The sequence below is a fragment of the Neptuniibacter sp. QD37_11 genome (assembly GCF_047778105.1).
Taxonomy (GTDB): Bacteria; Pseudomonadota; Gammaproteobacteria; order Pseudomonadales; family Balneatricaceae; genus Neptuniibacter.
The window spans coordinates 3314196-3330025 of sequence record NZ_CP180552.1 but is presented as its reverse complement, the minus strand read 5'-3'; the positions used below and the strand labels follow the sequence as shown (position 1 = coordinate 3330025).

The window sequence follows — 15830 nt, the reverse complement described above, 5'->3', positions numbered from 1 at the left end:
GGTCGCCTTCGGGCGGCCTCAAGCAAGAACTCCGTTAGGAGCTTGAAAGAATGAAAGATCTGCTGAATCTGCTGAAAACACAGGGCCAATCTGAAGAGTTCGACTCTATCAAGATCACTCTGGCCTCTCCGGAAATGATCCGTTCATGGTCGTACGGTGAAGTTAAAAAGCCGGAAACTATTAACTACCGTACGTTCAAGCCAGAACGTGAAGGTCTATTCTGTGCCAAAATCTTTGGTCCAGTAAAAGACTACGAGTGCTTGTGCGGTAAATATAAGCGCATGAAACACCGTGGTGTTATCTGTGAGAAGTGTGGCGTTGAAGTAACGCTAGCTAAAGTTCGTCGTGAGCGTATGGCACACATCGAACTTGCTTCTCCTGTAGCGCACATTTGGTTCCTTAAGTCTCTGCCATCCCGTATCGGTTTGATGCTGGATATGACGCTACGTGATATCGAACGTGTTCTTTACTTCGAATCTTTCGTAGTAATCGATCCAGGCATGACTACGCTTGAGCGCGGTCAGCTACTGAACGATGAGCAGTACTTTGAAGCGCTAGAAGAGTTCGGTGATGACTTCGACGCACGTATGGGTGCAGAAGCTGTTAAAGAACTATTGTCTTCTATTGAGCTTGAAGAAGAAGTTAATCAACTGCGTGAAGAACTACCGCAGACTAACTCTGAAACTAAGATCAAGAAGCTTTCTAAGCGTCTTAAGCTACTAGAAGCTTTCTACAAGTCAGGCAACAAGCCTGAGTGGATGATTCTTGAAGTACTACCAGTACTTCCACCAGATCTTCGTCCGCTAGTACCACTAGATGGTGGTCGTTTCGCGACATCTGATCTTAACGATCTTTACCGTCGTGTTATCAACCGTAACAACCGTCTTAAGCGTCTACTTGACCTTAATGCTCCAGATATCATCGTACGTAACGAAAAACGTATGTTGCAGGAATCTGTTGATGCATTGCTAGATAACGGCCGTCGCGGTCGTGCGATTACTGGCTCTAACAAGCGCCCTCTGAAATCTTTGGCCGATATGATCAAAGGTAAGCAGGGTCGTTTCCGTCAAAACCTTCTAGGTAAGCGTGTTGACTACTCTGGCCGTTCTGTAATCGTGGTAGGTCCATACCTACGTCTACACCAGTGTGGTCTTCCTAAGAAGATGGCACTTGAGCTATTTAAGCCATTCATCTTCTCCAAGCTAGAGCTTCGTGGTCATGCGACTACAATTAAAGCGGCTAAGAAGATGGTTGAGCGCGAAGAAGCACTAGTATGGGATATCCTAGACGAAGTAATCCGTGAGCACCCTGTACTACTTAACCGTGCTCCAACACTTCACCGTCTTGGTATCCAGGCATTCGAGCCGGTACTGATCGAAGGTAAAGCTATTCAGCTACACCCACTAGTTTGTGCGGCATACAACGCCGACTTCGACGGTGACCAGATGGCTGTACACGTTCCACTGACTATTGAAGCTCAGTTGGAAGCGCGTGCGTTGATGATGTCTACAAACAACGTACTATCACCTGCCAATGGTGAGCCGATCATCGTACCTTCTCAGGACGTTGTATTGGGTCTTTACTACATGACTCGTGATCGAGTGAACGCGAAAGGTGAAGGCATGGTATTTGCTGACATCGAAGAGATCGCTCGAGCGCAAGGTGCCGGTGAACTTGATCTACAAGCAAAGATCAAAGTACGTGTTACAGAAAGCATTCGTGACATCGAAGGTAACCTAGAAACGATTACTGAAATGAAAGAAACAACGGCCGGTCGTGCGTTGTTGTTCGCAATCGTTCCAGCAGGTCTACCTTACGAGCTTGTTAACCAGCCAATGAAGAAGAAAGCGATCTCTCGCCTTCTTAACGAAGCTTACCGTCGCTGTGGTCTGAAAGATACAGTAATCTTTGCTGACCAACTGATGTACATGGGCTTCCGTCAGGCAACTATGTCTGGTGTTTCTATCGGTGTTAACGACTTCGAAATTCCAGCTGAGAAAACAACTATTATCGATGAAGCAGAAGCTGAGGTAATGGATATCGAACGTCAGTTCGCTGATGGTTTGGTAACTCAGGGTGAGAAATACAACAAAGTTATCGATATCTGGTCTCGTGCTAACGAATTGTTGGCTAAGAAGATGATGGATAACTTGAAGACTGAGCCGGTTGTTACAAAAGATGGCGAAGAGTCCGAGCAGGAATCTTTTAACTCTGTATACATGATGGCCGACTCCGGTGCCCGTGGTAGTGCTGCACAGATTCGTCAGTTGGCGGGTATGCGTGGTCTGATGGCTAAGCCGGATGGCTCTATCATCGAAACACCGATCACTGCGAACTTCCGTGAAGGTCTAAACGTACTTCAGTACTTTATCTCGACCCACGGTGCTCGTAAGGGTCTAGCCGATACGGCATTGAAGACAGCGAACTCCGGTTACCTAACGCGTCGTCTAGTAGACGTAGCTCAAGACGTAGTTATCACAGAGCATGATTGTGGTACTGAAGAAGGTCTGAGCATGGTACCTCTGATCGAAGGTGGTGACGTAGTAGTTGCGCTGGGTGATCGTGTACTAGGTCGTACAGTGGCTGTTGATGTTCTAGATCCACAGGGTGTAGAGGTTCTAATCGAAGCGGGTACGCTAATCGATGAAGCATGGAAACATCGTCTAGAAAACGATGAGAAGTACTCTTCTATCGATGAGATTATCGTGCGCAGTGCGATCACATGTCGTACACGTCACGGTATCTGTGCTAAATGTTACGGTCGTGATCTTGGTCGCGGTCACTTGGTTAACCCAGGTGAAGCAGTGGGTGTTATCGCTGCTCAGTCAATCGGTGAGCCAGGTACACAGCTAACGATGCGTACGTTCCACATCGGTGGTGCTGCATCACGAGCAGCTGCTGTAGACAGCATTCAGGTTAAGAACGGCGGTGAAATTCGTCTTCACAACCTTAAGTTTGTAGAGCGTCCAGATGGTGCGTTGGTTGCAACTTCTCGTTCTGGTGAGCTGGGTGTAACTGATGAGCACGGTCGTGAGCGTGAGCGTTACAAGCTTCCATACGGTTCTGTGATCAAAGTTAAAGACGGTAGCTCTGTTGAAGCAGGCGACATCGTAGCTAACTGGGATCCACATACTCACCCAATCATCTCTGAGGTGGCGGGTAAGGTTGAGCTTTCAGGCATGGAAGACGGTATTACCGTTAAGAGCCAGACTGATGAGCTAACAGGTCTATCTACAACTGAGGTATTGGACGTTAAAGATCGTCCAGCAGCAGGTAAAGATATCCGTCCTATGATCAAGCTATTGGATGCGAAAGGTAATGAAGTAATGCATCCAGGTACAGATTCTGCAGCGCAGTATCTACTACCAGCTAAAGCGATCATGAACCTTAGCGATGGCGCTGAAGTACAAGTAGGTGACGTTCTTGCACGTATTCCTCAAGAAGGTACTGTGAACAAGGATATCACCGGTGGTCTGCCGCGAGTTGCGGATCTATTCGAAGCACGTAAACCGAAAGAGTCTGCGATTCTTGCAGAAGTTTCTGGTCTAATCGGCTTCGGTAAAGAGACTAAAGGCAAGAAACGTCTTGTGATCTCTCCTAGTGATGCAGAGCCACATGAAACAATGATCCAGAAATGGCGTAACCTGAACGTGTTCGAAGGTGAACATGTAGAGAAGGGTGAGGTTGTTTCTGATGGTCCGTCTAACCCACATGACATTCTACGCGTACTAGGTGTAGAAGAGCTGGCGAAATACATCACTGGTGAAATCCAGGACGTATACCGTCTACAGGGTGTAGGCATCAACGATAAGCACATCGAGGTAATTGTTCGTCAGATGCTGCGTAAAGTTGAGATTGTATCTGCGGGTGATTCTACATTCATCCCAGGTGATCAGGTTGAATACCAAGCTGTATTGGCAGAGAACGAAGAGCTAGAAGCTGCTGGTAAGATCCCAGCTAAGTACGATCGCGTACTATTGGGTATCACTAAAGCATCTTTGGCTACTGAGTCCTTCATCTCAGCAGCATCCTTCCAGGAAACAACTCGAGTTCTAACGGAGGGTGCGGTAACAGGCAAGCAGGACTTCCTGCGCGGCCTGAAAGAAAACGTGGTAGTAGGTCGTCTGATCCCAGCGGGTTCAGGTCTTGCTTACCATGAAGAGCGTAAGCGCAAACGTGCTCAACCTGCTGAAGGTGAGTCCGTGACAGTAAGTGCTGAAGAAGTTCAGCAGGCACTGACAGAAGCGCTAAATGCTTCAATGCCAGATGCTGAATAACAATTTATTCGAAAATATTGAATAAATAGTATCCAGTATTTGACGTTTAGGGCCGGAATTGATTAAAATTCCGGCCCCTTTGTGATTGGATTGTGTAAATCCAATTTTTTTTATGGTGTTAAATCAAAACGTGGAGTTTGCTTAATGGCAACGATTAACCAGCTGGTACGTAAACCACGTAAACGCAAAGTTCAGCCAAGCGATGTTCGTGCATTGCAGGCTTGTCCTCAGCGTCGTGGCGTTTGTACCCGTGTATACACCACTACTCCGAAAAAACCGAACTCAGCACTACGTAAAGTATGTCGTGTTCGTTTGACCAACGGCTTCGAAGTTGCTTCCTACATTGGTGGTGAAGGTCACAACTTGCAGGAGCACAGCGTTGTTCTAATTCGTGGTGGTCGTGTTAAGGACCTTCCTGGTGTTCGCTATCACACAGTTCGTGGCGCACTAGATTGCTCAGGTGTTAATGAGCGTAAGCAAGGCCGTTCTAAGTACGGTGCTAAGCGTCCTAAGTCTTAATCGTCGTCCCAACATAGTGCTTTAGTTACCTAAACACTGTGTTGAATACACGGTAAGAGTAAGGCCTAGCATCAATTGCTTGGAATACCTGAAGACCTTTTAATTTATTGAGGGCTTATCAATGCCTAGAAGACGCGTCGCTGCAAAGCGCGAAATTTTACCGGATCCTAAATTCGGAAGCACAGTTCTTGCTAAGTTTATCAACCATGTAATGGTTCACGGTAAGAAGTCTGTAGCTGAGAAGATCGTTTACGGTGCTCTAGATAAAATCGAAGAGCGTTCTGAACAAGATCCAATCGAGCTATTCGAAAAAGCTCTAGAAGCTATCCAGCCAGCGGTTGAAGTTAAATCCCGCCGTGTTGGTGGTGCTACATACCAAGTACCAGTTGAAGTACGTCCTGCTCGTCGTATGGCTCTAGCTATGCGTTGGGCTGTAGACTCTGCACGTGGTCGTGGTGAGAAGTCAATGGCTCTGCGTCTAGCAGGCGAGTTGATGGACGCTGCTGAAGGCCGTGGTGCTGCAGTTAAGAAGCGTGAAGACGTGCACCGTATGGCTGAAGCGAACAAAGCATTCGCTCACTACCGCTTCTAAGATACTGAGGATTAAGTCGTGGCTCGTAAAACTCCTATCGCACGTTACCGTAACATCGGAATTTGTGCGCATGTAGATGCCGGTAAAACGACTACAACTGAGCGTGTCCTGTTCTACACCGGTCTTTCTCATAAGATCGGTGAAGTGCATGATGGCGCTGCGACAATGGACTGGATGGAGCAAGAGCAGGAGCGTGGTATTACAATTACTTCTGCTGCAACAACTTGCTTTTGGAAGGGTATGAACCAGCAGTTCGATGATCATCGTATCAATATCATCGATACTCCTGGGCACGTTGACTTCACCATCGAAGTAGAGCGCTCACTGCGTGTGCTTGATGGTGCAGTTGTTGTGTTATGTGCATCTTCCGGTGTCCAGCCTCAGACAGAAACGGTTTGGCGTCAAGCTAACAAATATGAAGTTCCGCGCATGGTATTCGTCAATAAGATGGATCGCCTTGGTGCGGATTTCTTCATGGTTGTAGATCAGTTAAAAGATCGTCTTGGCGCTAATGCTGTACCAATCAATTTCCCGATTGGCGCAGAAGAAGATTTTGTTGGTGTTGTCGATCTGGTTCGCATGAAAGCCATTATGTGGAATGAAGTGGATCAGGGTATGACCTACGAGCTGGAAGATATTCCAGCTGATTTGCAAGATAAAGCTGATGAGCTTCGCGAAGAGCTGGTTGAAGCTGCTGCTGAAGCATCAGAAGAGCTGATGGAAAAATACCTTGAAGAAGGTGATCTATCAGAGGAAGAGATTAAACAGGGGCTTCGTGCTCGTACCTTGGATAACGATATTGTTCTTATGCAGGCTGGTTCTGCGTTTAAGAACAAAGGTGTTCAAGCTGTTTTGGATGCGGTTATCGAATACATGCCATCTCCGATCGAGGTTAAATCGATCGAAGGTACGCTAGATGATGAACAGGAAACTGTTGCACAGCGTGAGGCTGATGATGACGCGCCGTTCTCTGCTCTTGCATTTAAAATTGCTACAGACCCATTTGTAGGTACGCTTACGTTCGTACGTGTGTACTCGGGTGTTCTTAAGTCGGGTGATGCGGTCTTTAACTCTGTTAAGGGTAAAAAAGAGCGTGTTGGTCGTATGGTGCAGATGCATTCTAACAACCGTGATGAGATTAAAGAGGTTCGCGCAGGCGACATCGCAGCTCTAATCGGTATGAAGGATGTAACTACGGGTGATACTTTATGTGATGGTGACAACAAGATTGTCCTTGAGCGTATGGAATTCCCTGCACCAGTTATCTCTGTAGCGGTTGAGCCTAAGTCTCAAGCTGATCAAGAGAAAATGGGTATTGCGCTAGGTAAGCTTGCGCAAGAAGATCCATCTTTCCAAGTTGAAACAGATCAGGAGACGGGTCAGACAATTATTTCCGGTATGGGTGAATTGCACCTTGATATTCTCGTGGATCGTATGAAGCGTGAATTTAAGGTTGAAGCCAATATCGGTAAACCACAGGTAGCCTACCGTGAGAAGATCCGTCAGTCTGTTGACGCAAACCACAAGTTTGTACGTCAGTCAGGTGGTCGTGGTCAATATGGTCATGTTGTCGTTGAATTTAGCCCTTCTGATGAAGAGGGTCTAGAGTTTATCAACGAGATTGTCGGTGGTGCTATTCCTAAGGAATACATCCCAGCTGTACAAAAAGGTATTGAGGAACAGATGCATAACGGTGTCATTGCTGGCTATCCGTTAATCGGCCTTAAAGCACGTTTGTACGATGGGTCCTTCCATGATGTTGACTCCAACGAAATGGCGTTTAAAATCGCTGCATCACAGGCGCTTAAAAAGTTCGCACAAGAAGCAAATGCGTGCTTGTTAGAGCCAATGATGAAAGTTGAAGTTGTAACCCCAGAAGATTACATGGGTGACGTGATGGGTGACCTGAACCGTCGTCGTGGTCTTGTGCAGGGGATGGAAGACAGTTCTTCGGGTAAGATTATCAACGCTCATGTTCCGCTGGGTGAGATGTTCGGTTATGCAACCGACCTACGCTCTGCGACGCAGGGTCGTGCGACTTACTCGATGGAGTTTCTCGACTACGCTGAAGCGCCACAAAATGTCGCTGACGCTGTAATCAATCAGAACTAATATTTTTATTCGCCTAATTACTTTGAGGTAATGAAAAGTGGCTAAAGAACAATTTGAACGCACGAAACCGCACGTAAACGTTGGTACAATCGGCCACGTTGACCACGGTAAAACAACGCTAACTGCTGCTCTAACACGTGTAGCTGCTGAAGTTTTCGGTGGTGAAGCGGTAGATTTCGCTAACATCGATAACGCTCCAGAAGAGCGTGAGCGTGGTATCACAATCGCGACTTCTCACGTAGAGTATGACACTCCAGAGCGTCACTACGCGCACGTTGACTGCCCAGGTCACGCTGACTACGTTAAGAACATGATCACTGGTGCTGCACAGATGGACGGCGCTATCCTAGTATGTGGTGCGACTGATGGTCCAATGCCACAGACTCGTGAGCACATCCTACTGTCTCGTCAGGTTGGTGTACCTTACATCGTAGTATTCCTAAACAAAGCAGACCTACTTGCAGAAGACTGTGGTGGTGCTGACTCTGAAGAATACGCTGAGATGCTAGAATTGGTTGAAATGGAGCTTCGTGAGCTTCTAGACCAGTACGAATTCCCAGGTGACGACACTCCAATCGTTCCAGGTTCTGCTCTAATGGCTCTAAACGGCCAGGACGACAACGAGCTAGGTACTACTGCTGTTAAGACTCTTCTAGAAACTCTAGATTCTTACATCCCAGAGCCAGAGCGTGCTATCGACGGTGCATTCATCATGCCAATCGAGGACGTATTCTCTATCCAGGGTCGTGGTACTGTAGTAACTGGTCGTGTTGAGCGTGGTATCATCAAGGTTGGTGAAGAAGTTGAAATCGTAGGTATCAAAGAAACTACGACTACTACTTGTACTGGTGTTGAGATGTTCCGTAAGCTTCTTGACGAAGGCCGTGCTGGTGAGAACGTTGGTGTTCTACTACGTGGTACTAAGCGTGAAGAAGTTGAGCGTGGTCAAGTACTAGCAGCTCCAGGTTCTATCACTCCTCACACTCGTTTCGAGGGTGAAGTATACGTACTATCCAAAGAAGAAGGCGGTCGTCACACTCCATTCTTCAAAGGTTACCGTCCACAGTTCTACTTCCGTACAACTGACATCACTGGTGCATGTGAGCTTCCAGAGGGTGTAGAAATGGTAATGCCTGGTGATAACGTTAAGATGGACGTTACACTAATCAACCCAGTAGCAATGGAAGAAGGTCTACGTTTCGCGATTCGTGAAGGTGGCCGTACTGTAGGTGCTGGTGTTGTATCTAAAATCGTTGAGTAATTAATACTCTTTGATTTGAAAAAGCCCTCCCTGTGAGGGCTTTTTTGTGCCTACTTATAAGCTTGTTCGGGGGTGTAAGTATAGATTGTTTGTTAATTGTACAAATTAATCCTGCTTACTGTTGACCTTCGCAAGTGACATAAGTAGAATTTGCGTCCCCCTCATAGTAGGGGGAGGTCGGCGTATGCCGTAAAATTATTTTTTGGAAATGTGTGATCGAAATGCAGAATCAGAAAATTCGTATTCGTCTGAAAGCCTTTGATCATCGCTTGATCGACTCTTCTGCGCAGGAAATCGTAGATACTGCAAAGAGAACAGGCGCTCAAGTACGAGGTCCGATCCCACTTCCTACTCGCAAAGAACGCTACACTGTTCTGATTTCACCTCACGTAAACAAAGATGCGCGTGATCAGTATGAAATCCGTACACATAAGCGTGTTCTAGACATCGTTGAGCCAACTGAAAAAACAGTTGACGCATTGATGAAGCTAGATCTTGCTGCGGGTGTTGAAGTGCAGATCAGCCTCGGCTAAAAGGCAACTGCGCAGAGTTAATTTTAATTAATGAAGCGCTTATTTAGTGTGGAATGCTCTGGAAAGGGCAGCCGTAGTGGGTAACAGCCCCGTACACAACTGGCAAGAGGTTTTAAAAGAAAATGTCTGTAGGTCTTATCGGACGTAAAGCGGGTATGACTCGCGTCTTCACTGAAGACGGCGTATCCGTGCCAGTCACCGTCATCGAAGTGGAACCGAACCGTGTTACTGCTGTGAAAACAGAAGAAACCGACGGCTACCAAGCAGTGCAGGTTACTACTGGTGCTAAGAAGGCTAACCGCCTTTCTAAGCCAGAAGCTGGTAACTTTGCTAAAGCTGGTGTTGAAGCTGGTCGTGGTTTGTGGGAGTTCCGCCTGTCAGGTGGCGACGAAGTCAACGTTGGCGACGAGCTAACAGTTGCGCGCTTCGAAGCTGGTCAGAAAGTTGACGTAACAGGTCAGTCTAAAGGTAAAGGTTTCCAGGGTGGCGTTAAGCGCTGGAACTTCTCCATGCAGGACGCGACACACGGTAACTCTCTTTCTCACCGTGCTCCGGGTTCTATTGGTCAATGTCAGACTCCTGGTCGTGTTTGGAAAGGCAAGAAGATGGCAGGTCAAATGGGTAATGCTCAGGTTACTGTGCAGACCCTAGAAGTTGTTCGCGTAGACGCTGAACGCAACCTGTTGTTGATCAAAGGTGCTGTTCCAGGCGCAACTGGCGGTGACGTAATCGTTAAACCAGCTGTTAAAGCTGGCGCCTAAGGGGGTTTGAAATGAATCTGAATTTAGCTGGAGCTAATGGTTCGGTTGAAGTTTCCGACCTGGCTTTTGGTAAAGAATTCAACGAAACGCTAGTTCACCAAGTAGTTACAGCTTACTTGGCTGGCGGTCGTCAAGGCACTAAAGCTCAGAAAAACCGTTCTGCGGTTTCTGGCGGTGGTGCTAAGCCATGGCGTCAAAAAGGTACAGGTCGTGCACGTGCGGGAACTAGCCGTTCTCCAATCTGGCGTGCCGGTGGTGTTACCTTCGCGGCTCAGCCGCGTGACTACGCTCAGAAAGTAAACAAGAAAATGTACCGCGCAGCAATGCGTTGCATCTTCTCTGAGCTTGTACGTCAAGAACGTCTGGTTGTTGTTGAAGATTTCGCTTTGGAATCTCCAAAGACAAAACAGTTTGTGGCTAAGCTGAACGAGCTTGAGCTGACTAACGCACTGCTGATTACTGAAGATGTAGAGCAGAACTTGTACCTAGCTGCACGTAACGTACCACACGTTGATGTACGTGATGCTGCTGGCGTTGACCCGGTTTCTCTGGTTGGCTTTGATAAAGTACTAGTTACTGTTGCTGCTCTGAAGAAAATCGAGGAGAAGCTGGCATGAAACAGGAACGCATTTATCAAGTGCTGCTGGGTCCGCACATCTCCGAGAAAGCTACTATCGTAGCTGATGGTTCTCAGCAAGTAGTATTCCGTGTGGCTAAAGACGCTACTAAACCAGAAATCAAGCAAGCAGTTGAAGAGCTGTTCAACGTTAAAGTTAAAGGCGTGAACGTTCTTAATGCTAAGGGCAAAACCAAGCGTACTATGCGTGGTTTCGGCAAGCGTAGCGATGTGCGTAAAGCATACGTTTCTCTAGCTGACGGCTCTGAGATTGATTTCCTTGGTGGCGAGTAATAGAGGGTATATAAAATGGCAGTGACTAAAACTAAGCCGACCTCTGCTGGACGCCGTCATGTAGTTAAAGTGACTAACACTGAACTGCATAAAGGTAAGCCTCATGCAGCTCTTGTTGAGAAAAAGAGCAAGAGCGGTGGTCGTAACCACCACGGTCGCATCACTACTCGTCATATTGGCGGTGGTCACAAACAGCAGTACCGTATCATCGATTTCCGTCGTAACAAAGACGGTATTCCAGCGACAGTTGAGCGTTTGGAATATGATCCTAACCGTTCTGCGCATATCGCACTAGTTGTATATGCAGACGGTGAGCGTCGTTACATCATTGCACCTAAAGGTGTTTCTGCGGGCGCTAAGATCATGTCTGGCGATTCTGTAGATATCAAGCCTGGTAATACTATGCCTCTACGCAACATCCCAGTGGGTTCTGTAATCCACTGTGTTGAGTTGAAGCCTGGTAAAGGTGCTCAGATTGCTCGTTCTGCGGGTACATCTGCACAGTTGGTTGCACGTGAAGGTGCTTATGCGACTCTTCGTCTACGTTCTGGCGAAATGCGCAAAGTCCTAGTTGAATGTCGTGCAACTCTGGGTGAAGTGAGCAACAGTGAGCACTCCTTGCGTCAGCTTGGTAAAGCTGGTGCTACGCGCTGGCGTGGTGTTCGTCCTACTGTTCGTGGTGTTGCGATGAACCCAGTAGACCACCCACACGGTGGTGGTGAAGGTCGTACTTCCGGTGGTCGTCACCCAGTGTCGCCATGGGGTGTTCCGACTAAGGGTTATAAAACTCGCAAGAACAAGCGTACTGATAAGTTGATCGTACGCCGTCGTAACGCTAAGTAAGAGGATACAGCTGTGCCACGTTCACTGAAGAAAGGTCCATTTATCGACCTTCACCTGTTGAAAAAGGTAGAGTCTGCAATTGAAGCAAACGACCGTCGTCCAATCAAAACTTGGTCACGTCGTTCTACGATCTTCCCGAATTTCGTAGGTTTGACAATTGCAGTACACAACGGCCGTCAGCATGTTCCGGTATTTATTTCCGAGGACATGGTTGGTCATAAACTGGGCGAGTTTGCTGTGACACGTACTTACCGTGGTCACGTAGTAGACAAGAAAGCCAAGCGATAAGGAGTTAGATGATGGAAGTTGCCGCTAAGCACAAAGGCGCCCGCATCTCTGCACAGAAAGCACGTCTGGTTGCTGACCAGATCCGTGGTAAATCTGTCGGTGAAGCTCTGGATATCCTGGCGTATAGTCCTAAAAAAGGTGCGGCGCTTGTTAAGAAAGTACTAGAGTCTGCTATTGCTAACGCAGAGCATAACGAAGGTGCTGATATTGACGAGCTACGTGTTTCTACAGTTTTTGTTGATGAAGCAATGACTATGAAACGCATCAAGCCGCGTGCGAAAGGTCGCGCTGATCGTATTTTGAAGCGCTCCTGTCACATCACTGTAAAAGTGGCCGACTGAGCTGACTGCTAGGAGATTCCGTTATGGGTCAGAAAGTACATCCTACGGGTATTCGTCTCGGTATTGTTAAAGATCACACTTCTGTGTGGTACGCAGACAAGAGCGAATACGCAAGCAAGCTGCAGAACGATCTGCAGGTGCGTGAGTACCTGGACAAGCAGCTTGAAAAAGCATCTGTTAGCCGCATCGAAATCGAGCGTCCTGCACAGAATGCAAAAATTACTATTCACACAGCTCGTCCGGGCATCGTGATTGGTAAGAAAGGCGAAGATGTTGAGAAACTACGTAACACTGTATCTGAAATGATGGGTGTTCCAGTTCACATCAACATCGAAGAAATTCGTAAACCAGAACTAGACGCGCGTCTTGTTGCACAAGGTGTTGCAAGCCAGCTTGAGCGTCGTGTTATGTTCCGTCGTGCTATGAAGCGTGCGGTACAGAACGCAATGCGTCTTGGTGCTAAAGGTATCAAGATTCAGCTAGGTGGTCGTCTTGGTGGTGCCGAAATCGCTCGTAGCGAATGGTATCGTGAAGGTCGTGTGCCATTGCACACACTTCGTGCTGATATCGATTACGCTACTTATGAAGCGCACACTACTTACGGTGTGATCGGCGTTAAAGTCTGGATCTTCAAGGGTGAAGTTCTTGGTGGCATCGAACAAGTTCGTGCTGAAAAGAATGCGCCTAAGAAGAAAGGTAAGTGAGGTAGACGTCGATGCTACAACCAAAACGTCTTAAGTTCCGCAAAATGATGAAAGGCCGCAACCGCGGTCTAGCACAGCGCGGTAGCACTGTAAGCTTTGGTGAATTTGCACTGAAAGCGACCGGTCGTGGTCGTATCACTGCACGTCAGATCGAAGCAGCGCGTCGTACCATGACACGTCACGTTAAGCGTGGTGGTAAAATCTGGATCCGTGTGTTCCCAGACAAGCCAATTTCTAAGAAACCGCTTGAAGTACGTATGGGTAAAGGTAAGGGTGCGGTTGAGTACTGGGTTGCTCAAATCAAGCCGGGTAAGATTCTGTTCGAAATGAGCGGAGTTGATGAACAGCTTGCATCTGAAGCGTTCAACCTAGCTGCTGCTAAATTGCCTGTTGCAACAACCATTGTTAAACGGACGGTGATGTAATGAAAGCAACTGAACTACGTGAAAAGTCCGTTGATGAGCTACAGCAAGAACTACTAGGTCTTCTAAAAGAGCAGTTCAACCTGCGCATGCAGAAGACGACTGGTCAGCTTGCTCAGAATCATCTTCTAGGACAGGTTCGTCGCGATATCGCTCGTGTGAAGACAGTACTCAACGAAAAGGCAGGTAACTAAGTATGAGCGCCGAAAAACGTACTCGAACTGTTACTGGTCGCGTTGTTAGCGACAAGATGGATAAAACCATCACAGTTCTGGTTGAGCGCAAAGAGAAGCATCCGATTTACGGAAAATTCATGAAGCGCTCTTCTAAACTGCATGCTCACGATGAGAAAAATGAGTGCCAGCAAGGTGACCTAGTTACCATCGCAGAAACTCGTCCTTTGTCTAAGAATAAATCTTGGGCGTTGGTTCGTATTGAAGAGCGTGCAGCAAAGGTGTAAACTATCGCACCTTTGCTCCATTAGACGGTCCGTCCGCATTGCGGGCGGCCTAAAAATGTTTGTGGAGTAAGACCATGATTCAAACTGAATCTATGCTTGACGTAGCTGACAACAGTGGCGCTAAGCGAGTGCAGTGTATTAAGGTCCTTGGTGGTTCTCACCGCCGCTACGCTTCTGTAGGTGACATTATTAAAGTTACTGTTAAAGAAGCGATTCCTCGCGGTAAAGTGAAGAAAGGCCAGGTTCTTAACGCCGTAGTGGTACGTACCCGTAAAGGTGTTCGTCGTCCAGACGGTTCAGTAATCCGCTTTGATACAAACTCTGCGGTTCTACTGAATGCGAGCGACGCTCCAATCGGTACTCGTATCTTCGGCCCAGTGACGCGTGAACTTCGTTCAGAGAAGTTCATGAAAATCATTTCCCTGGCGCCTGAAGTGCTATAAAGATCGAACAATATACTGTTCGGTTTATGTGAAAACGCTAACACCGGAAGGTGTTGGCGTTTTTGAGCATGAGAGGGTAGCAGGAAGCGATATAGGTAAATTATGCGCAAAATTAAACGTGACGATGAAGTAATTGTCATCGCAGGAAAAGACAAGGGCAAGCGTGGCACAGTCATGCGTGTTCTGGACGATCGTTTGATCGTTTCTGGTATCAACATGGTGAAGAAGCACACTAAGCCGAACCCAATGTTGGGTAAAGCAGGTGGCATCGTTGAGAAAGAAGCTGCAATTGCAGTTTCTAACGTAGCGATCTTCAACCCGCAGACTGGTAAGGGCGATCGTGTAGGCTTCAAAGTTCTTGAAGACGGCACTAAGACTCGTATCTTCAAGTCTACCGGCGAAGTAATTGGCGGATAAGGGGAGATATCATGTCTAGATTAAAAGCGCTTTATAACGATTCCGTTAAGCAGCAGCTTAAAGATGAGCTGAACTGCCCTAACGTAATGGCAGTTCCACGTTTGACTAAAATCACTCTAAACATGGGTGTTGGTGAAGCGTTGGGCGATAAGAAAATGCTTGAGAACGCTGTTGCAGATATGACTGCAATTGCGGGCCAAAAGCCAGTTGTATGTTTGGCACGTAAATCTATCGCGGGCTTCAAAGTTCGTGAAGGTTGGCCAATCGGCTGTAAAGTAACACTACGTGGCGAGCGTATGTGGGAATTCTTGGACCGTTTGGTAGATATCTCTATCCCACGTATCCGTGACTTCCGTGGCCTAAACCCGAAATCTTTCGACGGTCGTGGCAACTACAGCATGGGTGTTAAAGAGCAGATCATCTTCCCTGAAATCGAATTCGATAAGGTTGATAAGATGCGTGGTATGGACATTACGTTCACTACAACTGCTAAGAACAATGATGAGGGTCGTGCTCTATTGGCTGCCCTGAACTTCCCGTTCCGTAAGTGATAGGCATACATCATGGCTAAAGAATCAATGAAGGCACGTGAAGACAAACGTGCGAAGCTTGTTGCACAGTATGCTGAGAAGCGTGCTGCACTAAAAGCAATTATCAATAACCCTAATTCATCTGAAGACGAAGTTTGGGATGCAGTGATCGCTCTACAGAAGCTACCACGCGACTCAAGCAAATCTCGTCAGCAGCGTCGTTGCCAGATTACTGGTCGTCCACACGCTGTATACCGTAAATTCGGTATTAGCCGTATTAAACTGCGTGAAGCAGCGATGCGCGGTGATGTTCCAGGTTTGAAAAAGGCAAGCTGGTAATCCACCAGTTTGTATAACGGTAAGCGCAGTGGTCCGGCCCTTTGGGTACCGCACTGTGCTGCACAAGAGGAAGTAAAT

At 47.4% G+C, this 15830-nt stretch carries 20 protein-coding genes; all 20 read left to right on the top strand.

Translation table 11 applies throughout. The features are described 5' to 3' along the window. The first annotated feature begins 50 nt into the window (after positions 1-50). The 20 genes from rpoC (at position 51) to rpsN (ending at position 15752) form a co-directional block, all read left to right on the top strand. Positions 51-4277, top strand: a complete 4227-nt coding sequence (gene rpoC, locus ACMXYT_RS15725; protein WP_415899439.1) for a DNA-directed RNA polymerase subunit beta' — start codon at positions 51-53, stop codon at positions 4275-4277. Between the two features lie 144 nt (positions 4278-4421). After that, positions 4422-4796 (top strand): 30S ribosomal protein S12, encoded by a 375-nt coding sequence (rpsL, locus tag ACMXYT_RS15720; protein ID WP_007021369.1) that lies wholly within the window; start codon positions 4422-4424, stop codon positions 4794-4796. Between the two features lie 121 nt (positions 4797-4917). Next, positions 4918-5388, top strand: coding sequence for a 30S ribosomal protein S7 (gene rpsG / locus ACMXYT_RS15715; protein WP_415882741.1), 471 nt, complete (start codon positions 4918-4920; stop codon positions 5386-5388). An 18-nt stretch (positions 5389-5406) separates the two neighbouring features. Next, the gene (fusA, locus tag ACMXYT_RS15710; RefSeq protein ID WP_415911656.1) at positions 5407-7500 is read left to right on the top strand and encodes an elongation factor G; all 2094 of its coding nucleotides are present in this window, start codon (positions 5407-5409) and stop codon (positions 7498-7500) included. A 37-nt stretch (positions 7501-7537) separates the two neighbouring features. After that, positions 7538-8761, top strand: coding sequence for an elongation factor Tu (gene tuf / locus ACMXYT_RS15705; protein WP_415886129.1), 1224 nt, complete (start codon positions 7538-7540; stop codon positions 8759-8761). A 221-nt stretch (positions 8762-8982) separates the two neighbouring features. Further along, positions 8983-9294: a 30S ribosomal protein S10 gene (gene rpsJ / locus ACMXYT_RS15700; protein ID WP_075174125.1), complete on the top strand. Its 312-nt coding sequence runs from the start codon at positions 8983-8985 to the stop codon at positions 9292-9294. 122 nt (positions 9295-9416) lie between these two features. Then, positions 9417-10055, top strand: coding sequence for a 50S ribosomal protein L3 (rplC, locus tag ACMXYT_RS15695; RefSeq protein WP_415882738.1), 639 nt, complete (start codon positions 9417-9419; stop codon positions 10053-10055). An 11-nt stretch (positions 10056-10066) separates the two neighbouring features. Then, the gene (gene rplD / locus ACMXYT_RS15690; RefSeq protein ID WP_415886127.1) at positions 10067-10672 is read left to right on the top strand and encodes a 50S ribosomal protein L4; all 606 of its coding nucleotides are present in this window, start codon (positions 10067-10069) and stop codon (positions 10670-10672) included. Next, positions 10669-10965, top strand: a complete 297-nt coding sequence (rplW, locus tag ACMXYT_RS15685; protein ID WP_415886126.1) for a 50S ribosomal protein L23 — start codon at positions 10669-10671, stop codon at positions 10963-10965. The genes rplD and rplW overlap by 4 nt, the downstream gene beginning before the upstream one ends. A gap of 15 nt (positions 10966-10980) precedes the next feature. Further along, positions 10981-11808 carry a 50S ribosomal protein L2 gene (gene rplB, locus ACMXYT_RS15680; protein WP_415882736.1) on the top strand — a complete coding sequence of 276 codons (828 nt, stop codon included), beginning with the start codon at positions 10981-10983 and terminating at the stop codon, positions 11806-11808. Between the two features lie 12 nt (positions 11809-11820). Then, positions 11821-12096 carry a 30S ribosomal protein S19 gene (rpsS, locus tag ACMXYT_RS15675; RefSeq protein ID WP_415882735.1) on the top strand — a complete coding sequence of 92 codons (276 nt, stop codon included), beginning with the start codon at positions 11821-11823 and terminating at the stop codon, positions 12094-12096. An 11-nt stretch (positions 12097-12107) separates the two neighbouring features. After that, positions 12108-12437, top strand: a complete 330-nt coding sequence (gene rplV / locus ACMXYT_RS15670) for a 50S ribosomal protein L22 (protein ID WP_415884689.1) — start codon at positions 12108-12110, stop codon at positions 12435-12437. 23 nt (positions 12438-12460) lie between these two features. Then, positions 12461-13141, top strand: a complete 681-nt coding sequence (rpsC, locus tag ACMXYT_RS15665) for a 30S ribosomal protein S3 (RefSeq protein ID WP_415882734.1) — start codon at positions 12461-12463, stop codon at positions 13139-13141. Between the two features lie 11 nt (positions 13142-13152). Continuing rightward, the gene (gene rplP, locus ACMXYT_RS15660; protein WP_415899437.1) at positions 13153-13566 is read left to right on the top strand and encodes a 50S ribosomal protein L16; all 414 of its coding nucleotides are present in this window, start codon (positions 13153-13155) and stop codon (positions 13564-13566) included. Further along, positions 13566-13757, top strand: coding sequence for a 50S ribosomal protein L29 (gene rpmC, locus ACMXYT_RS15655; protein ID WP_299179666.1), 192 nt, complete (start codon positions 13566-13568; stop codon positions 13755-13757). Before rplP ends, rpmC begins: the two co-directional genes overlap by 1 nt. Before the next feature lie 2 nt (positions 13758-13759). Further along, a complete protein-coding gene (gene rpsQ / locus ACMXYT_RS15650) occupies positions 13760-14023 on the top strand; it encodes a 30S ribosomal protein S17 (protein WP_292949289.1) in 264 nt (87 codons plus the stop codon). A gap of 74 nt (positions 14024-14097) precedes the next feature. Then, entirely contained in the window at positions 14098-14466 is a 369-nt protein-coding gene (gene rplN, locus ACMXYT_RS15645; RefSeq protein WP_007021360.1) for a 50S ribosomal protein L14, read from the top strand. A gap of 102 nt (positions 14467-14568) precedes the next feature. Continuing rightward, complete coding sequence (gene rplX / locus ACMXYT_RS15640) at positions 14569-14883, top strand: 50S ribosomal protein L24 (protein WP_415886125.1); 315 nt, start codon at positions 14569-14571, stop codon at positions 14881-14883. A gap of 11 nt (positions 14884-14894) precedes the next feature. Beyond that, the gene (rplE, locus tag ACMXYT_RS15635; protein ID WP_415882731.1) at positions 14895-15434 is read left to right on the top strand and encodes a 50S ribosomal protein L5; all 540 of its coding nucleotides are present in this window, start codon (positions 14895-14897) and stop codon (positions 15432-15434) included. Positions 15435-15446: 12 nt separating this feature from the next. Next, positions 15447-15752 (top strand): 30S ribosomal protein S14, encoded by a 306-nt coding sequence (rpsN, locus tag ACMXYT_RS15630; protein WP_415882730.1) that lies wholly within the window; start codon positions 15447-15449, stop codon positions 15750-15752. Positions 15753-15830 lie beyond the last annotated feature (78 nt).

Bases quoted from the DNA above. Each gene is read 5' to 3' on its own strand.
- rplP (WP_415899437.1), top strand. From the start codon at position 13,153: ATGCTACAACCAAAACGTCTTAAGTTCCGCAAAATGATGAAAGGCCGC.
- rpsC (WP_415882734.1), top strand. From the start codon at position 12,461: ATGGGTCAGAAAGTACATCCTACGGGTATTCGTCTCGGTATTGTTAAA.
- rplN (WP_007021360.1), top strand. From the start codon at position 14,098: ATGATTCAAACTGAATCTATGCTTGACGTAGCTGACAACAGTGGCGCT.
- rplE (WP_415882731.1), top strand. From the start codon at position 14,895: ATGTCTAGATTAAAAGCGCTTTATAACGATTCCGTTAAGCAGCAGCTT.
- rpsN (WP_415882730.1), top strand. From the start codon at position 15,447: ATGGCTAAAGAATCAATGAAGGCACGTGAAGACAAACGTGCGAAGCTT.
- rplV (WP_415884689.1), top strand. From the start codon at position 12,108: ATGGAAGTTGCCGCTAAGCACAAAGGCGCCCGCATCTCTGCACAGAAA.
- rpsJ (WP_075174125.1), top strand. From the start codon at position 8,983: ATGCAGAATCAGAAAATTCGTATTCGTCTGAAAGCCTTTGATCATCGC.
- rpsL (WP_007021369.1), top strand. From the start codon at position 4,422: ATGGCAACGATTAACCAGCTGGTACGTAAACCACGTAAACGCAAAGTT.
- rpsG (WP_415882741.1), top strand. From the start codon at position 4,918: ATGCCTAGAAGACGCGTCGCTGCAAAGCGCGAAATTTTACCGGATCCT.
- rplC (WP_415882738.1), top strand. From the start codon at position 9,417: ATGTCTGTAGGTCTTATCGGACGTAAAGCGGGTATGACTCGCGTCTTC.
- rpoC (WP_415899439.1), top strand. From the start codon at position 51: ATGAAAGATCTGCTGAATCTGCTGAAAACACAGGGCCAATCTGAAGAG.
- rpmC (WP_299179666.1), top strand. From the start codon at position 13,566: ATGAAAGCAACTGAACTACGTGAAAAGTCCGTTGATGAGCTACAGCAA.
- rpsQ (WP_292949289.1), top strand. From the start codon at position 13,760: ATGAGCGCCGAAAAACGTACTCGAACTGTTACTGGTCGCGTTGTTAGC.
- rplX (WP_415886125.1), top strand. From the start codon at position 14,569: ATGCGCAAAATTAAACGTGACGATGAAGTAATTGTCATCGCAGGAAAA.
- rplW (WP_415886126.1), top strand. From the start codon at position 10,669: ATGAAACAGGAACGCATTTATCAAGTGCTGCTGGGTCCGCACATCTCC.
- rplD (WP_415886127.1), top strand. From the start codon at position 10,067: ATGAATCTGAATTTAGCTGGAGCTAATGGTTCGGTTGAAGTTTCCGAC.
- rplB (WP_415882736.1), top strand. From the start codon at position 10,981: ATGGCAGTGACTAAAACTAAGCCGACCTCTGCTGGACGCCGTCATGTA.